17 protein-coding genes are annotated in these 15,893 nt (G+C 67.3%); 10 read left to right on the plus strand and 7 right to left on the minus strand.

Translation table 11 applies throughout. The annotated features are described in order from the left end of the window. Positions 1 to 50: 50 nt before the first annotated feature. Positions 51 to 785 carry a cobalt-precorrin-6A reductase gene (locus MBTS_RS15895; RefSeq protein WP_192215999.1) on the minus strand — a complete coding sequence of 245 codons (735 nt, stop codon included), beginning with the start codon at positions 783 to 785 and terminating at the stop codon, positions 51 to 53. A gap of 32 nt (positions 786 to 817) precedes the next feature. Here MBTS_RS15895 and cbiE point away from each other — a divergent pair, with 32 nt between their 5' ends. The 4 genes from cbiE (at position 818) to MBTS_RS15915 (ending at position 4,735) form a co-directional block, all read left to right on the plus strand. After that, the gene (gene cbiE, locus MBTS_RS15900) at positions 818 to 2,047 is read left to right on the plus strand and encodes a precorrin-6y C5,15-methyltransferase (decarboxylating) subunit CbiE (protein WP_192216000.1); all 1,230 of its coding nucleotides are present in this window, start codon (positions 818 to 820) and stop codon (positions 2,045 to 2,047) included. A gap of 176 nt (positions 2,048 to 2,223) precedes the next feature. Beyond that, positions 2,224 to 2,631: a cobalamin biosynthesis protein gene (locus tag MBTS_RS23820; RefSeq protein ID WP_056140774.1), complete on the plus strand. Its 408-nt coding sequence runs from the start codon at positions 2,224 to 2,226 to the stop codon at positions 2,629 to 2,631. Beyond that, a complete protein-coding gene (cobM, locus tag MBTS_RS15910) occupies positions 2,628 to 3,410 on the plus strand; it encodes a precorrin-4 C(11)-methyltransferase (RefSeq protein ID WP_056140086.1) in 783 nt (260 codons plus the stop codon). The genes MBTS_RS23820 and cobM overlap by 4 nt, the downstream gene beginning before the upstream one ends. After that, positions 3,407 to 4,735: a cobyrinic acid a,c-diamide synthase CobB gene (locus MBTS_RS15915; RefSeq protein WP_147831922.1), complete on the plus strand. Its 1,329-nt coding sequence runs from the start codon at positions 3,407 to 3,409 to the stop codon at positions 4,733 to 4,735. The genes cobM and MBTS_RS15915 overlap by 4 nt, the downstream gene beginning before the upstream one ends. 11 nt (positions 4,736 to 4,746) lie before the next feature. Here MBTS_RS15915 and MBTS_RS15920 read toward each other — a convergent pair whose 3' ends face one another. Continuing rightward, complete coding sequence (locus tag MBTS_RS15920; RefSeq protein WP_147831920.1) at positions 4,747 to 5,145, minus strand: helix-turn-helix domain-containing protein; 399 nt, start codon at positions 5,143 to 5,145, stop codon at positions 4,747 to 4,749. A 466-nt stretch (positions 5,146 to 5,611) separates the two neighbouring features. On the opposite strand from MBTS_RS15920, the gene hmuQ reads away from it, so the two are divergent. Continuing rightward, positions 5,612 to 5,971 (plus strand): heme-degrading protein HmuQ, encoded by a 360-nt coding sequence (gene hmuQ, locus MBTS_RS15925; RefSeq protein ID WP_056140078.1) that lies wholly within the window; start codon positions 5,612 to 5,614, stop codon positions 5,969 to 5,971. A gap of 94 nt (positions 5,972 to 6,065) precedes the next feature. Here hmuQ and MBTS_RS15930 read toward each other — a convergent pair whose 3' ends face one another. Then, on the minus strand, positions 6,066 to 8,006 hold the full coding sequence (locus MBTS_RS15930) for a hypothetical protein (protein ID WP_238254038.1): 1,941 nt from the start codon (positions 8,004 to 8,006) through the stop codon (positions 6,066 to 6,068). A gap of 202 nt (positions 8,007 to 8,208) precedes the next feature. Between MBTS_RS15930 and MBTS_RS15935 the strand changes: the two genes are divergently transcribed. Next, the gene (locus MBTS_RS15935) at positions 8,209 to 9,714 is read left to right on the plus strand and encodes an exopolysaccharide biosynthesis polyprenyl glycosylphosphotransferase (protein ID WP_238254036.1); all 1,506 of its coding nucleotides are present in this window, start codon (positions 8,209 to 8,211) and stop codon (positions 9,712 to 9,714) included. Between the two features lie 19 nt (positions 9,715 to 9,733). On the opposite strand, the gene MBTS_RS15940 is transcribed toward MBTS_RS15935, so the two are convergent. Next, positions 9,734 to 10,228 carry a Fur family transcriptional regulator gene (locus tag MBTS_RS15940; protein WP_147831916.1) on the minus strand — a complete coding sequence of 165 codons (495 nt, stop codon included), beginning with the start codon at positions 10,226 to 10,228 and terminating at the stop codon, positions 9,734 to 9,736. A 133-nt stretch (positions 10,229 to 10,361) separates the two neighbouring features. Between MBTS_RS15940 and MBTS_RS24035 the strand changes: the two genes are divergently transcribed. Genes MBTS_RS24035 through MBTS_RS15950 form a run of 3 tightly spaced genes read left to right on the plus strand, consistent with a single transcriptional unit; the run spans position 10,362 to position 12,237 of the window. Continuing rightward, positions 10,362 to 10,493, plus strand: a complete 132-nt coding sequence (locus MBTS_RS24035; RefSeq protein ID WP_018045281.1) for a hypothetical protein — start codon at positions 10,362 to 10,364, stop codon at positions 10,491 to 10,493. Positions 10,494 to 10,495: 2 nt separating this feature from the next. Beyond that, positions 10,496 to 11,374 carry a metal ABC transporter ATP-binding protein gene (locus MBTS_RS15945; protein ID WP_192216001.1) on the plus strand — a complete coding sequence of 293 codons (879 nt, stop codon included), beginning with the start codon at positions 10,496 to 10,498 and terminating at the stop codon, positions 11,372 to 11,374. A gap of 38 nt (positions 11,375 to 11,412) precedes the next feature. After that, positions 11,413 to 12,237: a metal ABC transporter permease gene (locus MBTS_RS15950; RefSeq protein WP_192216006.1), complete on the plus strand. Its 825-nt coding sequence runs from the start codon at positions 11,413 to 11,415 to the stop codon at positions 12,235 to 12,237. A gap of 56 nt (positions 12,238 to 12,293) precedes the next feature. On the opposite strand, the gene MBTS_RS15955 is transcribed toward MBTS_RS15950, so the two are convergent. Next, positions 12,294 to 12,896: an exopolysaccharide biosynthesis protein gene (locus MBTS_RS15955; protein WP_210322825.1), complete on the minus strand. Its 603-nt coding sequence runs from the start codon at positions 12,894 to 12,896 to the stop codon at positions 12,294 to 12,296. A gap of 395 nt (positions 12,897 to 13,291) precedes the next feature. Here MBTS_RS15955 and bcsS point away from each other — a divergent pair, with 395 nt between their 5' ends. Beyond that, positions 13,292 to 13,987 carry a cellulose biosynthesis protein BcsS gene (gene bcsS / locus MBTS_RS15960; protein WP_238254034.1) on the plus strand — a complete coding sequence of 232 codons (696 nt, stop codon included), beginning with the start codon at positions 13,292 to 13,294 and terminating at the stop codon, positions 13,985 to 13,987. Between the two features lie 3 nt (positions 13,988 to 13,990). Here bcsS and MBTS_RS15965 read toward each other — a convergent pair whose 3' ends face one another. Further along, complete coding sequence (locus MBTS_RS15965; RefSeq protein WP_192216002.1) at positions 13,991 to 15,541, minus strand: cryptochrome/photolyase family protein; 1,551 nt, start codon at positions 15,539 to 15,541, stop codon at positions 13,991 to 13,993. Next, positions 15,538 to 15,893 (minus strand): SDR family NAD(P)-dependent oxidoreductase (locus MBTS_RS15970; protein ID WP_192216003.1); only part of this gene is annotated, 356 nt, incomplete at its 5' end. The genes MBTS_RS15965 and MBTS_RS15970, both read right to left, overlap by 4 nt.

Raw genomic sequence — 15,893 nt, forward strand, 5'->3', positions numbered from 1 at the left:
GGGCCACCCTCCCCCGCAAAGGGGGGAGGGGAATGCGCGCGCATCCCGGTTTAGCCCTCACGTGCGCGCAGCCACGCCAACGCGCCCTCGGCATCAGGCACGCTTTCCACGGCGGGCTTCTGCGGCGGGCGCCCGATCACCACCGGCAGACCGAGCGCGCGGGTTGCGGCGATCTTGCCGTAGGTGGCGGGGCCGCCGGAATTCTTGGTGACCAGAATGTCGATCCGCCGCTCGGCGAGGAACGTCATCTCGGCGGCCTCACCGAAGGGACCGCGTGCGGCGATCTCGGTGAGGCGTGGCACCGGCAGGGCGTCGCCGATCGGCTCGATGGCGCGGACGATGTAATCGTGCTGCGGGGCAGTCGCGAAGGCGCCGACTTCGAGGCGGCCAATCGTCAGGAACACCCGCCGGGGCGTCTCGCCGAGGGCGAGGACGGCCTCCGACATGGTCTCGACCTCGGTCCAGCGATCTCCCTGCCTCCGCTCCCAGGCCGGGCGGCGGATGGCGAGGAGCGCCACACCGGTCCGCTCGCAGGCAAGCGCCGCGTTGCGGCCGATCCGCGCCGCGAACGGGTGCGTGGCGTCGATCACCGCGTCGATCCGATTCTCGGCGATCCAGGCGGCGAGGCCCTCAGCTCCGCCGAAGCCACCGATGCGGGTGCGTACCGGCTCGCGCTTCGGTGCGCTGGTGCGGCCGGCCAGCGACAAGGTGGCGTCGATCCGCGGATCGAGCCCCTTCACAAGAGCGCTCGCCTCGGTGGTGCCGCCGAGGATCAGAACTCGCATCGTCGCCCTCTCCCTATCCGGCAACCTTGTCCATGAGCGCCGCCCCCGTGTCGAGCACCGCCCCCTGGCTCACCATCGTTGGGATCGGAGAGGACGGGCGCGCGGGCCTGAGCCCCGCCGCCACAGCCGCCCTCGACGGGGCGGAGGTGGTCTATGGCGGAGCCCGCCATTTCGCCCTCGGGGGACCGTTGAGGGCCGAGACGCGGGTCTGGCCGCGCCCGATCTCCGACGCTTATCCCGGCCTCCTCGCCCGGCGCGGACGCCCGACCTGCATCCTCGCCACCGGCGACCCGTTCCATTACGGCATCGGCGCCGAGATCGCGCGGCTGCTGCCGGCGGCCGAGATGTGCGTGTTCCCCCACCTCTCGGCATTCAGCCTAGCGGCGGCACGGCTCGGCTGGCCGCTCGCCGAGACCACCTGCCTCACCCTGCACGGGCGGGCGCTGGAGCGGATCGTACCCCACCTCCAGCCTGGCGCCCGGCTCTTCACCCTGACCTGGGACGAGACGACGCCGGAGGCCGTCGCCGCCCTGCTCACGGAACGCGGTTTCGGTGCCTCACGCCTCGTCGTCCTCGAGGCCATGGGTGGCCCGCGCGAGCGCCGGCTCGAAACAAGGGCCGATGCGTTCTCCCTCACCGGGATCGATCCGCTCAACACCCTGGCGGTGGAGGTCGTCGCCGATGCCGATGCTCGCGTCGTCAGCCTGAGCCCTGGCCTCGACGATACCTGGTTCGAGAATGACGGCCAGCTCACCAAGGCCGATATTCGCGCCGTGACCCTCGCCGCCCTGCGCCCCCGCGCCGGCCAGCGCCTCTGGGACATCGGCGCCGGAGCCGGCTCGATCTCCATCGAATGGATGCTGCGCCATCCCAGCCTGCGCTCGCTGGCCATCGAGGCGAACCCCGCCCGTGCGGCGCGGATCGCCCGCAACGCCGCCCGCCTCGGTGTACCGGATCTGCGCGTCGTGGAGGGCGAGGCGCCCGCCGCCCTGGAAGGCCTCGAGCGTCCGGACGCCATCTTCATCGGCGGCGGAGTTGCGCGGCCTGGCGTGCTCGACCGCGCCCTCGACGCCCTCAAGCCGGGGGGCCGGCTGGTCGCCAACGTCGTCACCCTGGAGGGCGAGGCGGTTCTGCTTGGCGCCTTCGCCCGTCTCGGCGGGCAGCTGAAGCGGCTGTCGGTGGCCCATGCCGATCCGGTCGGCCATCTCCACGGCTGGCGCGCCGCAATGCCGGTGACGCAATGGGTCTGGACGAAGCGGTGACGGGCGGCTGGGCGATGCCCGACGCGCTTCCCCTCCCCCTTGTGGGGAGGGGTCAGGGGTGGCTCCGAACAGGGCGCACCTTATCCGACACCACCCCCACCTCCGGCTCCTCCCCACAAGGGGGAGGAGGGGCCTGCGACTTGTCTGACGATGATCTGGCCCCTCGAGATACGTGGATAACCCGTCTCATCGTCGCCGGCATCGGCTTCCGGCATGGGGCCATGGCCGACGAGATCGTCGCTTTGATCCACCGTGCGCTTGCCGAAAGCGATCATAGGCCGAACCGGCTCGGCGCGATCGCCACCGCCGAGGACCGCGCGAATGAGCCGTCGATCGTCGAGGCCGCCGCTGCGTTCGGCCTCGTGCCCGTCGGAATTCCCCCCGCCGAGATGATCGCCGTCGACGCGCGCGTAACGACCCGCTCGGGCCGGATCGAAGCGAGCCGGGGGGTCGGATCGGTGGCGGAAGCCGCCGCGCTGGCCATGGCCGGCGATGGCGGAACCCTCATTCTGCCGCGCATCGCGTCACCAGCGGTGACATGCGCCCTTGCGCTTCCCGCGTATTTCGCCACTCAAGCGGGATGACCGTACATTTTATCGGCGCCGGCCCCGGTGCGGCCGACCTCATCACGATCCGCGGGCGCGATCTCATCGCGCGCTGCCCCGTCTGCCTCTACGCCGGCTCGCTGGTGGCGCCGGAGATCCTGTCCTGGTGCCCGTCCGACGCCCGCATCGTCGACACCGCTCCCCTCGACCTCGACGCCATCGTGGCCGAGATCGTCGCCGCGCACGAGGCCGGGCAGGACGTGGCGCGGCTGCATTCGGGCGACCTCTCGATCTGGAGCGCGCTGGCCGAACAGACCCGCCGCCTCGACCGGCTCGGCATTCCCTACACGGTGACCCCGGGCGTGCCCTCCTTCGCCGCCGCCGCCGCCCTGCTTCGGCGCGAACTTACCGTGCCGGGTCTAGCCCAATCCGTGGTCCTCACCCGGACCTCGGGCCGGGCCAGTGCCATGCCGGAACGCGAGACGCTCCAAGCCTTCGCCGCCACCGGCGCGACCCTGGCCCTGCACCTCTCCATCCACGTGATCGAGACCGTGGTGACCGAGCTTGTGCCTTTCTATGGAGCGGATTGCGCCGCCGCCGTGGTGTTCCGCGCCACCTGGCCGGACGAGCGCGTCATCTCAGGCACCCTCGCCACCATCGCGGAGGATGTGCGCGCCGCCGGTCTCGAGCGGACGGCGCTGATCCTCGTCGGCCCGGCCCTCGCCGCCAGCGAGTTCCGCGAGAGCGCGCTCTACTCCACCGATTACGACCGCCGCTTCCGCCCCACGGGGCAGCCGGCCCCCGGAGTCGAGTCATGACGATAATGGACCGATCGCATCCGCCCGGCCTTCTCGTCGCCGCTCCACGGTCGAGCTCCGGCAAGACCACCGTGACGCTGGCGCTGATGCGGGCGCTCGCCCGGCGCGGCCTTGCCGTGCGTGGTGCCAAATGCGGGCCGGACTATATCGACCCGGCCTTCCACCAGGCCGCCACGGGCTATCCCAGCGTCAATCTCGACAGCTTCGCCATGCCGGATGCCATGCTCGATTCGGTGGCGGCGATGGCGGGCCATGGCGCTGATATCGTCATCGCCGAGGGCTCCATGGGCCTGTTCGACGGCATCGTCGCCAGCGAGGGCCGGACCGGCGCCAATGCCGACATCGCCGCCCGCTACGGCTGGCCCGTGCTCCTCGTCGTGGACGTCTCGGGTGCCGCCCAATCGGCCGCCGCCGTGGCACTCGGCTGCGCCCGCTACGATCCTCGTATCCGCATCGCCGGGGTGATCCTGAACAAGGTCGCCAGCGCCCGCCATCGGCGTCTGGTCGAAGCCGGTCTCGCGCGGGTCGGCATCCCGGTTCTCGGAGTGCTCATGCGCGACGCGACCCTCTCCCTGCCCGAGCGTCATCTCGGTCTGGTCCAGGCTCGCGAGACGGGCGATCTCACCGCGCGGCTCGATCGCCTCGCCGATCTGGCGGAGGCCGGTCTCGACCTCGACGCCATCCTCGCGGCCGCATCGGGACGCCTGCCGGACGTGGCGGATGCCGCCCTGCCCCCTCCCCCGGGGCAGCGCATCGCCATCGCTTCGGATGAGGCCTTCTCGTTCCTCTATCCACATATGGAAGCGGGCTGGCGCGCGGCGGGCGCCGAACTGGTCGCCTTCTCACCCCTCGCCGACGAGGCGCCCCCGGAGGACTGCGACGCCTGCTGGCTACCGGGCGGATATCCCGAGCTTCATGCCGGGAAACTCGCAGCGGCGGGCCGGTTCCTGAACGGCCTCCGGAGCTTTGCCGAACACAATCCCGTCCATGGCGAGTGCGGCGGCTACATGGCTCTCGGTCTCGGGCTGGAAGACGCGGCGGGCGTCACGCATACGATGGCGGGCCTGCTCCCGGTTGCGACCTCCTACAAGGTGCGCCGCCTGCATCTCGGCTACCGCGTCGCGACGCTCATCGGTGATGGCCCCCTCGGGCAGGGCGGATCGCGCCTCGTCGGCCACGAGTTCCATTATGCCAGCGAACTGACGCCGCCTCCCGCCGAGGATGTCGCCCTCGCGGTGGTGACCGACGCGGAAGGAGTTCCGTTAGGCATGGCAGGCCACCGATGCGGCCGTGTGTCAGGCAGTTTCTTCCATCTCATCGGATGACTGAAAATCGATCAAACGGCCGCAGGGATCTCTGAGCGCTTTCCCATCTTTGCCGCAGTTCGCACGATCGCCAAAACGTCCCGCCGGAGTTGGTCGTCCTCGATCAGGGCGTAGGCCTGGAGCAGTTCGATCGCGCCGTGTGCGCTCAAGAATCCGAACACCTCAGATTGTGTTCCTCCCGCGTCGTCCTCCTCGAAGAACGCCGAGACAGGCACTTCCAAGAGACGGGAAATCTCTCGGAGCCGGCCAGCACCAACGCGATTCTGCCCCTTCTCGTATTTCTGGACCTGCTGGAAGGTCACACCGACGGCGGTCCCGAGGGCAGTCTGACTAAGGCCACGAGCCTTGCGCAGGGCCGTGATCCGCAACCCAACCAGGCGGTCGACATCGGTAGTTTGCTTGGGCATCATCACTCGTTTCAGTGCTTAATACGGTCTCGGCCGGTTTTGCTGGTCTCCGCAACCGATGCGGCAACTTTAATACGCCGCATTCGGTACGGTCGGAAGTTAAAAGAAAGTGAACCCGTAGTCTCCACGGCCCTCCACCGGAGGGAGAAGGAATTTCCAGAAACCACCAAGGAATCAGGAGCGATCCCCTGGGTCCGAGGAACGCGAAACCAGCTTGACCACAAACCGGGCAAGGATGGCAAGAGTCACCACGAACTTGCCGTCGCAAACCGAGGAAGGCCGGACACCGGCTCCACAACGACGTGAGGGAAACGTTCTTGTATCCAGAAACCTTGTGACAGAAATAGCGCTATTTTAATACGGGATCGTGCGGCTTTTCCCATCATTTTCCAATCGGGATATTGCGGTTTAGAATGCGGCGCGGATCGCCGGCCGCCCCTGCTCCCGGCCTTTTGTACGAAGGTGCTTCATGTTCATTGCCATGAATCGATTCAAGGTTGTTCCGGATGCAACGACAGAATTCGAGCAAGTCTGGCTCGGGCGGGACAGCCAACTCGACGAGATGGAAGGATTCGTCGAGTTTCAGTTGCTTCGGGGCCCGACCTACGAAGATCATGTGCTGTATGCCTCGCACACTGTCTGGGCCTCCAAATCGGCTTTCGAGGCCTGGACCCAGTCGGAGCAATTCCGCAAGGCGCATAGCCGCACACCGACGACGAAACCTCTCTACCTCGGCCATCCGCAGTTCGAGGGATTCGAGCCGATTCAAACCTTGAGCAAGACACAGGAAGTCTCGTCGGCGGAGCTGTATTCCGAAGCGATGGCCTGATCGACCTTGCCATCCGGCGGCATCCTCGCCCCGCACCGTTCGATGGGGATGCCACCACGCTTCGAGGCCGGCGGCCGACTGTCCTCTGCCTCGCTCAGTCTCGAACGGCCATGATGACGTCGCCGCGCCGCACCGCGAGCGCAGCGACCACCCGCCGACCGAACGCCGTGTCTGGGAGGCCGTCTCTGAGCCCGAGATACAGGTCGTTCCACCCAAAGCGGCAGTCGATATCCGGGATCTTCGCGAACCGGTCGAGTTCACCCAGCATCGCCTCAGCGAAATCCTCGGGACTCATCATCGGTTCGACGGCGTCGAGGAGGCCGTACTCTTCCAGGAAACCGCCGTTCAGGTTGATGAGACCGTCCCGGTGCCGAATCAGCGCGAAGTAAATGCCGAAGCCGATCATGGCTCGGTCGCGCCAGCCGGTTTCGGCGATGTATGTCCTCATCATCACGTCGGTGGTGTAGGTCTCGTGCTCGCCGTCACGCCTGGCGAGATAGCCGCGAAACACGTCGTGCGCGTCCGGGTCGAGGCGCAGCAGGGCCTGCATGGCAGCGGCGAGCGCGCCGTGGCTCTCCTTCGGTCCCCAGATCTGACGATACAAGCCCTTGGCTTCGACGGCGCTCGGATGCACGTCGAGATAGGTCGTCAGGAGTTCCCGTAGCATCGGAGCGACCGCGATACGGTCGCGTGACACGCGTGCGAAGAAGGCCGATTCCGTCATCGTCCGGCCGCCGACCACGAAGGACAGTTCCAGGACATCGGTCTGCAGCAGGTCGGCCAGTCGCTCGCGGATGTCGAGGGTGAGGCGACGCAGGCCCTCGGCGACGGCCGCCTGTGACAACGCCTCGACGATCACCACATGGCGGCGGCTCGACCGGGCCAGGAAGCGCCGGACCGCCGCCTCTTTCGGACCCGACCAGACCGAAGCCCGGAAGCCGTCTTCGTCCTGCGAGATCGACCGGACCGGAAGGTCGCTCGCGCACCAGGCGCGCTGGATGCGAACGGCATCCGGCAAGGCCTGGATCTCCACATGCTCGGCATGCGTAACGTCGGCGATATCGGCCAGGACCTTGGTTCCGTGAAAGCGTTCGAAATGGAAAACGGGCGAGAGCGAGCCGTCCAGGCCGATGCGCTGAAACTCCGCCCGCTTGTCCCAGAAATGGCCGTACTGGACCCAGAACGCCGTCTCGGCGGGCTCCCACACCACGTTTCGGATCGCCAAGGGGGGCTCGGGCGTCATGCGCGCCACGATGGTCCGTGCCAGGCCGAGAGGCGTGGTCGTCCAGAGTTCGAGGGCCTGGCTCACTCGGCGCCTTCCATCCGCGACCGCATCCCGATGCGGCGGTGACGCGGCGGAGCCGTCATGGACCGCCGGCAAAGCGGACGAGGGCGTCACGGCGTAGCGACCGCTCGGGCTGAACCACCACGGTTTCGCCGCATCCGGCAGCGGTTCGCAGCGCACCGTTCCCGTGGAGGGATCCAGTCGGTACAGCCCATACCGCGATCCCGGCGCACCGCATTCGAAGCCGACGAACGCCAGCTGGCCGCCCGGATCCCGAAACACGTCATCCTGGATCGTGAGCGCGGTCGGCTCGCCAGGGTCGGGGACAAATTCACCGCCGCCGGCCAATAGGCCTACGGTTTGGCCGGCCGTCCATTGCAGACCGTTTCCGTCCGCGACGACAGCGAGGTCTGTCGCGCGCCGAACCTGAAGGGAATGGAGGTAGCGCTCCTCGTCGAGGGGCCGCTTGCCGTCGTACAGGACGATCCATCCGGAATCGGCGGGCACGAAGATGTGGCGGGGGCGATCCGTCCCGGCTGGTTGCCGAGTGATCTCCCTGTCGAGCCGCCAGTCGATGAGGCAGATCTCCCCATCGGCGGACAGGCAGACGAGGCGGTCCGGGCCGACGAACGCCGCGTCACGGATCGATCCGTCCGGAAATGGCAGGAACATCCGCCATGTGCCGCCATCTTCCACCGCCGCGACGGCGTTGTACCGGTGATGTGTTCCTGAAAGCGTCACGCGCGGCATGAAAGCTCCCCCAGCAGACCACGGAACGGCCCCAGGCCTTTCGCCATAACGGCCAGCCAAGCTTTCGGACAGCATGAAGGAGAGATTTGGGCGGCACCGGCGGGTCCGAGGTTTGCGCCCCGGGCAGACATGACGATGGCCGGATGGGACAATGTCCCATTATGGCACAAACCAAGTCTCACCCCGGCACACAGCGTCCCAGATGTTCCAGCAACGTCTTCCCGAAATCTACCAGACCCTGCCCGCCGCGCGCGACACGCGACGCGACGCGTGGGCGGCCGTCCTTCCGCGGCGGTGGCGCGGAGCGATCCGCTTCGGGCTGTCCACGGCTCTGGCCGTCTCCGACCTCGTCGCGATCCTCGTCACGGCCTACTTGGTAGAGGCGATCTATTATGAGTTCGCCTTCGACCAGCAGATCGCCACGGGCATGACCGGGAGCTTCCAGTTGGCGGGCCTCGTGGCCGTCTTCGTGCTCCTGACCAACGTCGTGCGGGACGAGTACAGCATCGAGACGCAGCTGACCCGAGGCCTTCACCGCCGCCGGATGGCGAGTCTCTGGCTCGCCGCTTGGGGAATCGTGCTTGTCGTCGGCTTCGCCACCAAGACCACGACCGACTTCTCGCGCGCGGTGGCGATCGGCTTCTTCCTCACGGGCTTGCCGGCCCTGTACCTGTCCCGTCTCGTCATCGTGGGCCTCGTGCGGCGGACGATGACCTCCGGCTCACCGTCGATCAGTCGCATTCACCTCGTCGGCTTCGAGGAGGACATTGCCAGCTTCCACGCCAACAACGACGCGCAGGCCCTGAATCTCCGGGTCATCGGTACCAGCTATCTGCGTCGTGTGGACCCGCGGGAAGACGCGTCGGTGCGGCAGGCACAGATGTCGGAAGACCTCGACCTCGCGGTGTCGGTGGTGCGGTTCCTGCGGCCGGACGACGTCTTCATCCTGGTCCCCTGGACGGATGCGGCGGATATCGAGCGCTGCGTCGACGCGTTCCTGCGCGTCCCGGCCGCCCTCCATCTCCGTCCCGGCTCGGTCATGGACCGATTTCCCGATCTCAAGCTCGCGCGGGTGGGACGGCTGTCGGGCATCAATATCGGCCGCCGGCCGCTCACCTTCAGCGAGATCGCCCTGAAGCGCGGCCTCGATGTCGTCCTGTCCGCCATCGCGCTGGTGCTGCTCGCGCCGCTCCTGGCGTCCATCGCCCTGCTGATCAAGCTCGACAGCCCCGGGCCGGTCTTCTTCCGCCAGCGCCGGTACGGCTTCAACCAGCAGGCCTTCGGCGTGTTCAAGTTCCGCAGCATGAAGACCGAGCAGAACGCCGTCTTCCGACAGGCGACCCGCAACGATTCACGGATCACCCGGATCGGCGCCATTCTGCGCCGGACGAATCTCGACGAGTTGCCCCAGCTCATCAATGTCCTGATGGGGGAGATGTCCCTGGTCGGTCCGCGCCCCCATGCCCTTGCTCACGACCGCAGCTTCGAACGGCGGATCGCACTCTATGCCCGCCGCCACAACGTGATGCCCGGCATCACCGGCTGGGCACAGGTGAACGGCCTACGCGGCGAGACCCTGACCGATCTCGACATGGAGCGGCGTGTGAACCACGACCTGCACTACATCGACAATTGGTCGGTCTGGCTCGACATCCAGATCATGATCCAGACCATCGCCTCACGGCGGGCCTATCGCAACGCGCGCTGAACCTCGCGCACCGTGTCGCTCAGGGGTTCGGTTCGTGGCCGAGGCAGGCGCCGCATTCGCCCTCCACTTCGAGGATCCGGCTCGACGGCTTGAACCCGGCTTTCGCCAAGGCCCTGTCGAGCTGGTCGTCCACCTCCGGTGAGGTCGTCTCGTCGATGCTGCCGCATGTCCGGCAGATCAGGAAGACGAGGCCGGCCCCGTCGCCGTGCTGGTGCCCGCAGGAGACGAAGGCGTTGCGGCTGGCGATGCGATGGACGAGACCGTTCTCGGTAAGAAAGTCGAGGGCGCGATAGACCGAGACGGCGGCGACCCGGCGACCTTGACCGCTCAGCCGCTCCGCGATGTCGTAGGCGCCGAGCGGCTTCGCCTCGGACGCCACCGCTTCGAGGACGTCCCGCCGCAGCCGCGTGAACTGCAGGTCACGCTCGGCGCAGAGACGCTCCGCTCGCGCCAGCGCATCCGTGGCATTACCACAGCAGGCGCCGTGATCGTGGACGGCACTATGGTCGTGCACGCCATCCTCCCCTGATCGCCGGTCGATGTGGTCCGGCACGTTGAACTGATGCGATGTTACAGTGTATCAGTACCAGAGATAGTTCGCCGCTCCCGTTCGGACAATTCCGCCCCTTCCTGGTACCCGAACCGCTGTGACGCGTCCTCCCCAGATCAAACCGCCCCCCCGTCGCTCCCTGTTCCAGGCCGGCGCCGCCTCGCGGCTGATCATCGCCGCGATCCTGTCCGGGCTGGTCTGGGGGGCGATCCTCTGGGCCATGGGATAACGATGACACACGCCCTCATGGGGGACGCCCCCGTTCAGCCCGGCGCCATCGTCTTGCGCGGATTGACGCTCGGCTACGACCGCCATCCCGCCGTGCACCATCTCGACGGTACCATCCCCGCCGGAGCCCTGATGGCCCTGGTCGGCCCCAACGGCGCCGGCAAATCGACTCTGCTCAAGGGGATCATCGGAGAGATCCGCTGCCTCGACGGCAGGATCGACCGGCCCGGCGGAACCGATTCCATCGCCTACCTGCCCCAGGCCGGCGAGATCGACCGCAGCTTTCCCCTGAGCGTCCTCGACCTCGTGGCGATGGGACGCTGGCGCCGCCTCGGCTTCTGGCGCAGCGCCCTCCCCGACCGCCGGACGCTGGTCAGCGCCCTCTCCGCCGTGGGCCTCCTCGGCTTCGAGGATCGGCTGATCGGCACCCTGTCCGGCGGTCAGTTCCAGCGCGCCTTGTTCGCGCGGCTGATCGTCCAGGACGCCCGCATCATCCTCCTCGACGAACCGTTCACCGGGATCGACGGACGCACCACTGCCGATCTGATCGGCCTGATCCGCGGATGGCATGCGGAGGGCCGCACCATCGTCGCCGCGCTTCACGACCTGCATCAGGTCAAGGCGCATTTTCCGACCACGCTCCTGCTGGCCCGTGAGCCGGTGGCCTGGGGCGCCACGGAGACGGTGCTGACCCGGGAGAATCTCGCGCGCGCCCAGGCCTTGTCCGAAGCCTGGGACGAGGATGCCGCCATCTGCGGGCGGGGCGAGGGCCATCATCATGCACCGCCCCCTGCCGATGGCGGGGACCTGCATCACCACGATCACGACCATCCCCATGGTCACGCGCACGATCATCGTCACGACCACGGACACGCCGCGTGATCGATCTCCTGTTCGGCCCCTTCATCGAGTTCGGCTTCATGCGCCGGGCGCTGGCCGGCTGTTTCGCCCTCTCGCTCTCGGCCCCGCCGGTGGGGGTCTTCCTCATGCTGCGGCGCATGAGCCTGATGAGCGACGCCATGAGCCATGCGATCCTGCCCGGCGCCGCGGTCGGTTTCCTCGTCGCCGGCCTATCGCTGCCGGCGATGACCATAGGCGGGCTCGCCGCCGGCCTGTTCGTGGCGCTGCTCGCCGGCATCGTCACCCGGACGACCTCGATCAAGGAGGATGCGAGTCTCGCCGCCTTCTACCTGATCTCTCTCGCCGCTGGCGTGCTGCTCGTCTCCTTGCGCGGCTCGCAGATCGATCTCCTGCACATCCTGTTCGGCACGGTTCTGGCCCTCGACGATCCGGCGCTCATGCTCCTCGGCGGGATCGCCACGGTGACGTTGTTCGCGCTCGCCGCGCTCTACCGCCCCCTCGTCATGGAATGTGTCGACCCGCTGTTCCTGCGCACGGTCAGCCGTGCCGGCGGGCCGGTGCATTACGCCTTCCTCGGCCTCGTGGTGATGAACCTCGTGGGCGGCTTCCAGGCCCTCGGGACGCTGCTCGCGGTGGGGCTGATGCTGCTGCCGGCGATCACCGCGCGGTTCTGGGCCGCCGACCTGTCGGGCCTGATCCCCATGGCGATGGTGGTGGCGATGGTGTCGAGCTTTGCCGGACTCACCGCCTCGTACCGCGCCGACCTGCCCACGGGGCCTGCGATCGTGCTGGCGGCGGGAAGCCTCTACCTCATCTCGCTCCTGTTCGGACCGAGGGGCGGCCTCGTCTGGCGCCTGTTCAAGCCGCGCCACCTCGAAGGCTAGCACCGGACCTCCCTGATCCCGACCATGGGTCGGGGTCAGGGAAATCTGGTAAAAGTCTATACGCTGAAGAGGCTCATGAGGCCCGAGACGATGGCGTAGACGAAGCCGGCGTTCAGGAGCACGCCGACGGCACCGACGCCGAGCCCCATGACGACGAGCAGCCCATCCCGCTCGACGAGGCCGAGGCCGACGAGGCAGATCGCCAGACCGAGTGGGATCTGTCCGACCAGGGGCGCTGCGACCACGAGGGCGAGCGACAGGGTGAGGAGGATCAACCCCACCGTCCGCATGCCGAGGCCGGTCTCGAACAGGCTCATGCGCGGACGCGACCAGCGCTCCAGCCGCCGGAGCAGCGGCACCGCGCGCTTGGCGGCACGCTCCACGTCGCTCCGGGCAATGGAGCGACTCAGGAGAACGCGGGGCAGCCAAGGCGCCGTCATTCCCGCCGTGATCTGAACGGCCACGAGCAACAGCAGCAGGCCGCAGACCAGGGGGATCGGCGGCGGCATCGGCAGGCAATTCGGCAGGCCGAGGATGACGATGAGCAGGGCGAAGGCACGGTCCTTCAGCACCGCGACGATGTCGCCGATGGTCAAGCGATCCGTCTCCTGTGCCGCGAGCACCGTGAGAACTTCGGACGTTCGAGCAGCTGGTGACAAGAAAACTCGGCCTTTGGCGACGGTCCTGTCGCGGGCTCTATCCTAGTCCCCGCCCGACGCCAACCGAATCAGCTTTCACCACCATGCGGCATCGCGGGGCCTCCCTTCTCGACACGGTCCGAACACACCGGCAGATCGACCACTGACACCGCACAACTTCAGATCAGATAAATACATCCTGAAGTTTTATTAAATAGAACAAAAGCAAAACAGTGTCTGCTCAAGAATCGGCTTGGGCGGTCTATGCGCACCACCCACAGTCCATTGTTCACGAACCAGTACAACTTATCATAGGATGTCGTAGACTTGCCCTGCGGTGAGACGGAGCGAGAAGGGACGTGGGACGATCGGCCAGATCGACGAAACGGTCACTGACTTCGGCTCGGCCGATATTCATGTGCTGTGCCACACTCTGCTGTGGCCTCGTCTCGAACCCGGCTCAATCGGAAGGAGGCTCGATTTCGGCATTGATCTTCGGCAGCCTCGATGCCGGAGCATCTTCCTTCATCACGGCGGGCACGAAGATCACGTTCGACGGGCGCGATCGGGACGGTTTCGTCATTCTCGCAAGCGGGGGAGCGGGCGCGAGGATCGAGCGTGGTCCCTCGATACGGGGCATCGCCACGAGTCAGACGCGCCTGACGGCGCTCGGAGCAGTGCTCGCCGGATACCAATGGTTCCACGATTGGGGCGTCGTCGCCGCTTTCGCAGGGCCTGAGGGAAGCATCGAGGTAGAGCAGAGTATCCTCGGCACAATGGTGCTGCCCGACCGCTACGGCATCAGACTGCACGGGGAAGTCTGGGCGCGGCCGACAGAGGAATCCCTCCTCACCGCCACCGCGATCCTCGGCTCGACGCGCCAGAGCGCCTGGGGCCGCCTTGCCTGGGGTTACGACGTGCTCGGTGCCTATCTCGGCCCGGAGGCTGCGCTCTACGCGGACGGGACCGGCTATTCCAAGCTCGGGATCGGCGTCCACGCCACCGACTTTCGCATCGGCGACGTGAGCTTCCGCGCCTCGCTCGGCTACCAGACCGAAACCGGTGGCGGGGGAAGCCCCTACGTCACCCTCAGCGTCTGGCAGCCCTGGTGAGATTCAGAACGGAGCGGAACGCATCTCCGCGCCGGCCAGGAAGCGGGCCGCGTCCGTCGTGATCTCCTCCCGTCGCCGCTCGCCCAATCCGTCGAGGGTACGATAGGGCATGGCCATCCTCGGGTTCCCCGCCAGACGATCCGCATTCTCGATGAGGAAGTTCCAGTAGAGGTAGTTGAACGGGCAGGCACTCTCGCCGGACTTGGCAGCGACGTCGTAGGTGCAGCCCCGGCAATAATCCGACATGCGGTTGATGTATGCGCCCGAGGCCGCATACGGTTTCGAGCCCATGACGCCGCCATCCGCCCACAGGACCATGCCGTGGACGTTGGGCAACTCCACCCATTCGTAGGCGTCGGCATAGACGACGAGATACCATTCCTCCACCTGCGCCGGTTCGAGCCCGGCCAGCAGGGCGAAATTGCCCGTCACCATCAGCCGCTGGATGTGATGGGCATAGGCATGGGCCCGCGTATCGGCGACGCATTGCGCGAGGCAGTTCATGCGCGTCTCGCCCGACCAGTAGAACCACGGCAGGTCGCGCTTGGCGGCGAGAGCGTTGGTCTCGGCATAGGCCGGCATCCTGGCCCAGTAGAGTCCCCGGACGTATTCGCGCCATCCGAGGATCTGGCGGATGAAGCCCTCGACGCAGTTGAGCGGCGCCGCCCCTTCGTCATAGGCGCGGGCAGCCGCCCGGCAGACCTCCTCCGCCGTGAGCAGGCCCGCATTGAGCGCCGGTGAGAGAAGAGCATGGTAAAGGAAGGGGGCGCCCGTCTTCATCGCATCCTGGTAATCGCCGAAATGCGGCAGGCACTCGTCCAGGAAATGCTTCAGTGCGGTGAGGGCGTCGGCGCGGGTCACCGGCCAGCGGAATGCATCGAGATCGCCGAAATGGTCGGCGAAACGGTCCGATACCAGAGCGATGACTTCCGACGTGATCGCGTCGGGCACGAAGTCGGGGCGTTCCGGGGAGCGGTGCCCGCGTGGCAGCTTCTTGCGGTTGTCGTGATCGAAGTTCCACTGGCCGCCCACCGGCTCGCCGTCCTTCATCAGCAGGCCGGTACGCTTCCTCATGCCGCGATAGAACGTCTCCATCCGCAAGGCGTGCCGCCCCTCGGCCCAGCGCGCGAAATCCGCGCGCGGGCAGAGGAAGCGGTTGTCGTCGCGTATGTCCACGGGCACCGGCAGGTCATCGCGCCACCCCTGCATCATCTCCCAGACGCGCCACTCGCCGGGCTCGGTGACGACAATCTTGTCGGGCTCGTGCTGCTCGACCGCTCGCCGGAGTTCGCCGGTGAACGAGCCGGTATTGCCCGGCGCGTCGAGGCGCACGTAGTCGACGGTCACGCCTTCGGCCTCCAGATCGGCCGCGAAATGGCGCATGGCGGCGAACAGGTAGGCGATCTTCTGCTTGTGGTGGCGGACATAGGTGGCCTCCTCCCGCACCTCGACCATGAGCACGACGTCGGATTGCGGGTCGAGATCGGTGAGGGAGGAGACGCGTCGGTGAAGCTGGTCGCCGAGGACGAAGCGGAGGGTGCGCAGCGACGTCACCCCTTCGTCCTGAGCGTCGAGCGGCCGCCATCCGCGCCGATGACCTGCCCGGTGATCCAGCCGGCTTCCGCCGAGACGAGGAAGGCGGCCAGCGCGCCGATATCCTCGGGTGTGCCGAGGCGCTGGAGTGCGTGCATGGACGCGATTCCCGACGCCAGCGTCTCGTTGCTGGTGATGGCAGCGGCGAGCGGCGTGCGCGTCAGCGAGGGCGCGACCACGTTGATCCGGATATGAGGGCTGAGCTCGGCGGCGAGGGACAGTGCGAGTCCTTCCACGGCGCCCTTTGCCATGGCGACGGAGGCGTGGGCCGCAAATCCCTGCGCCACCGCCACGGTGGAGAACAGGACGACGC

This window comes from Methylobacterium bullatum (genome assembly GCF_014845095.1).
In the GTDB taxonomy this organism is placed as follows: Bacteria; Pseudomonadota; Alphaproteobacteria; order Rhizobiales; family Beijerinckiaceae; genus Methylobacterium; species Methylobacterium bullatum.

Excerpts from the sequence above, each read along its gene's own strand:
- MBTS_RS15895 (WP_192215999.1), bottom strand. The coding sequence starts at position 785 with ATGCGAGTTCTGATCCTCGGCGGCACCACCGAGGCGAGCGCTCTTGTG.
- cbiE (WP_192216000.1), top strand. The coding sequence starts at position 818 with ATGAGCGCCGCCCCCGTGTCGAGCACCGCCCCCTGGCTCACCATCGTT.
- cobM (WP_056140086.1), top strand. The coding sequence starts at position 2,628 with ATGACCGTACATTTTATCGGCGCCGGCCCCGGTGCGGCCGACCTCATC.
- MBTS_RS15915 (WP_147831922.1), top strand. The coding sequence starts at position 3,407 with ATGACGATAATGGACCGATCGCATCCGCCCGGCCTTCTCGTCGCCGCT.
- MBTS_RS15920 (WP_147831920.1), bottom strand. The coding sequence starts at position 5,145 with ATGATGCCCAAGCAAACTACCGATGTCGACCGCCTGGTTGGGTTGCGG.
- hmuQ (WP_056140078.1), top strand. The coding sequence starts at position 5,612 with ATGTTCATTGCCATGAATCGATTCAAGGTTGTTCCGGATGCAACGACA.
- MBTS_RS15930 (WP_238254038.1), bottom strand. The coding sequence starts at position 8,006 with ATGCCGCGCGTGACGCTTTCAGGAACACATCACCGGTACAACGCCGTC.
- MBTS_RS15935 (WP_238254036.1), top strand. The coding sequence starts at position 8,209 with ATGTTCCAGCAACGTCTTCCCGAAATCTACCAGACCCTGCCCGCCGCG.
- MBTS_RS15945 (WP_192216001.1), top strand. The coding sequence starts at position 10,496 with ATGACACACGCCCTCATGGGGGACGCCCCCGTTCAGCCCGGCGCCATC.
- MBTS_RS15950 (WP_192216006.1), top strand. The coding sequence starts at position 11,413 with ATGCGCCGGGCGCTGGCCGGCTGTTTCGCCCTCTCGCTCTCGGCCCCG.
- bcsS (WP_238254034.1), top strand. The coding sequence starts at position 13,292 with ATGTGCTGTGCCACACTCTGCTGTGGCCTCGTCTCGAACCCGGCTCAA.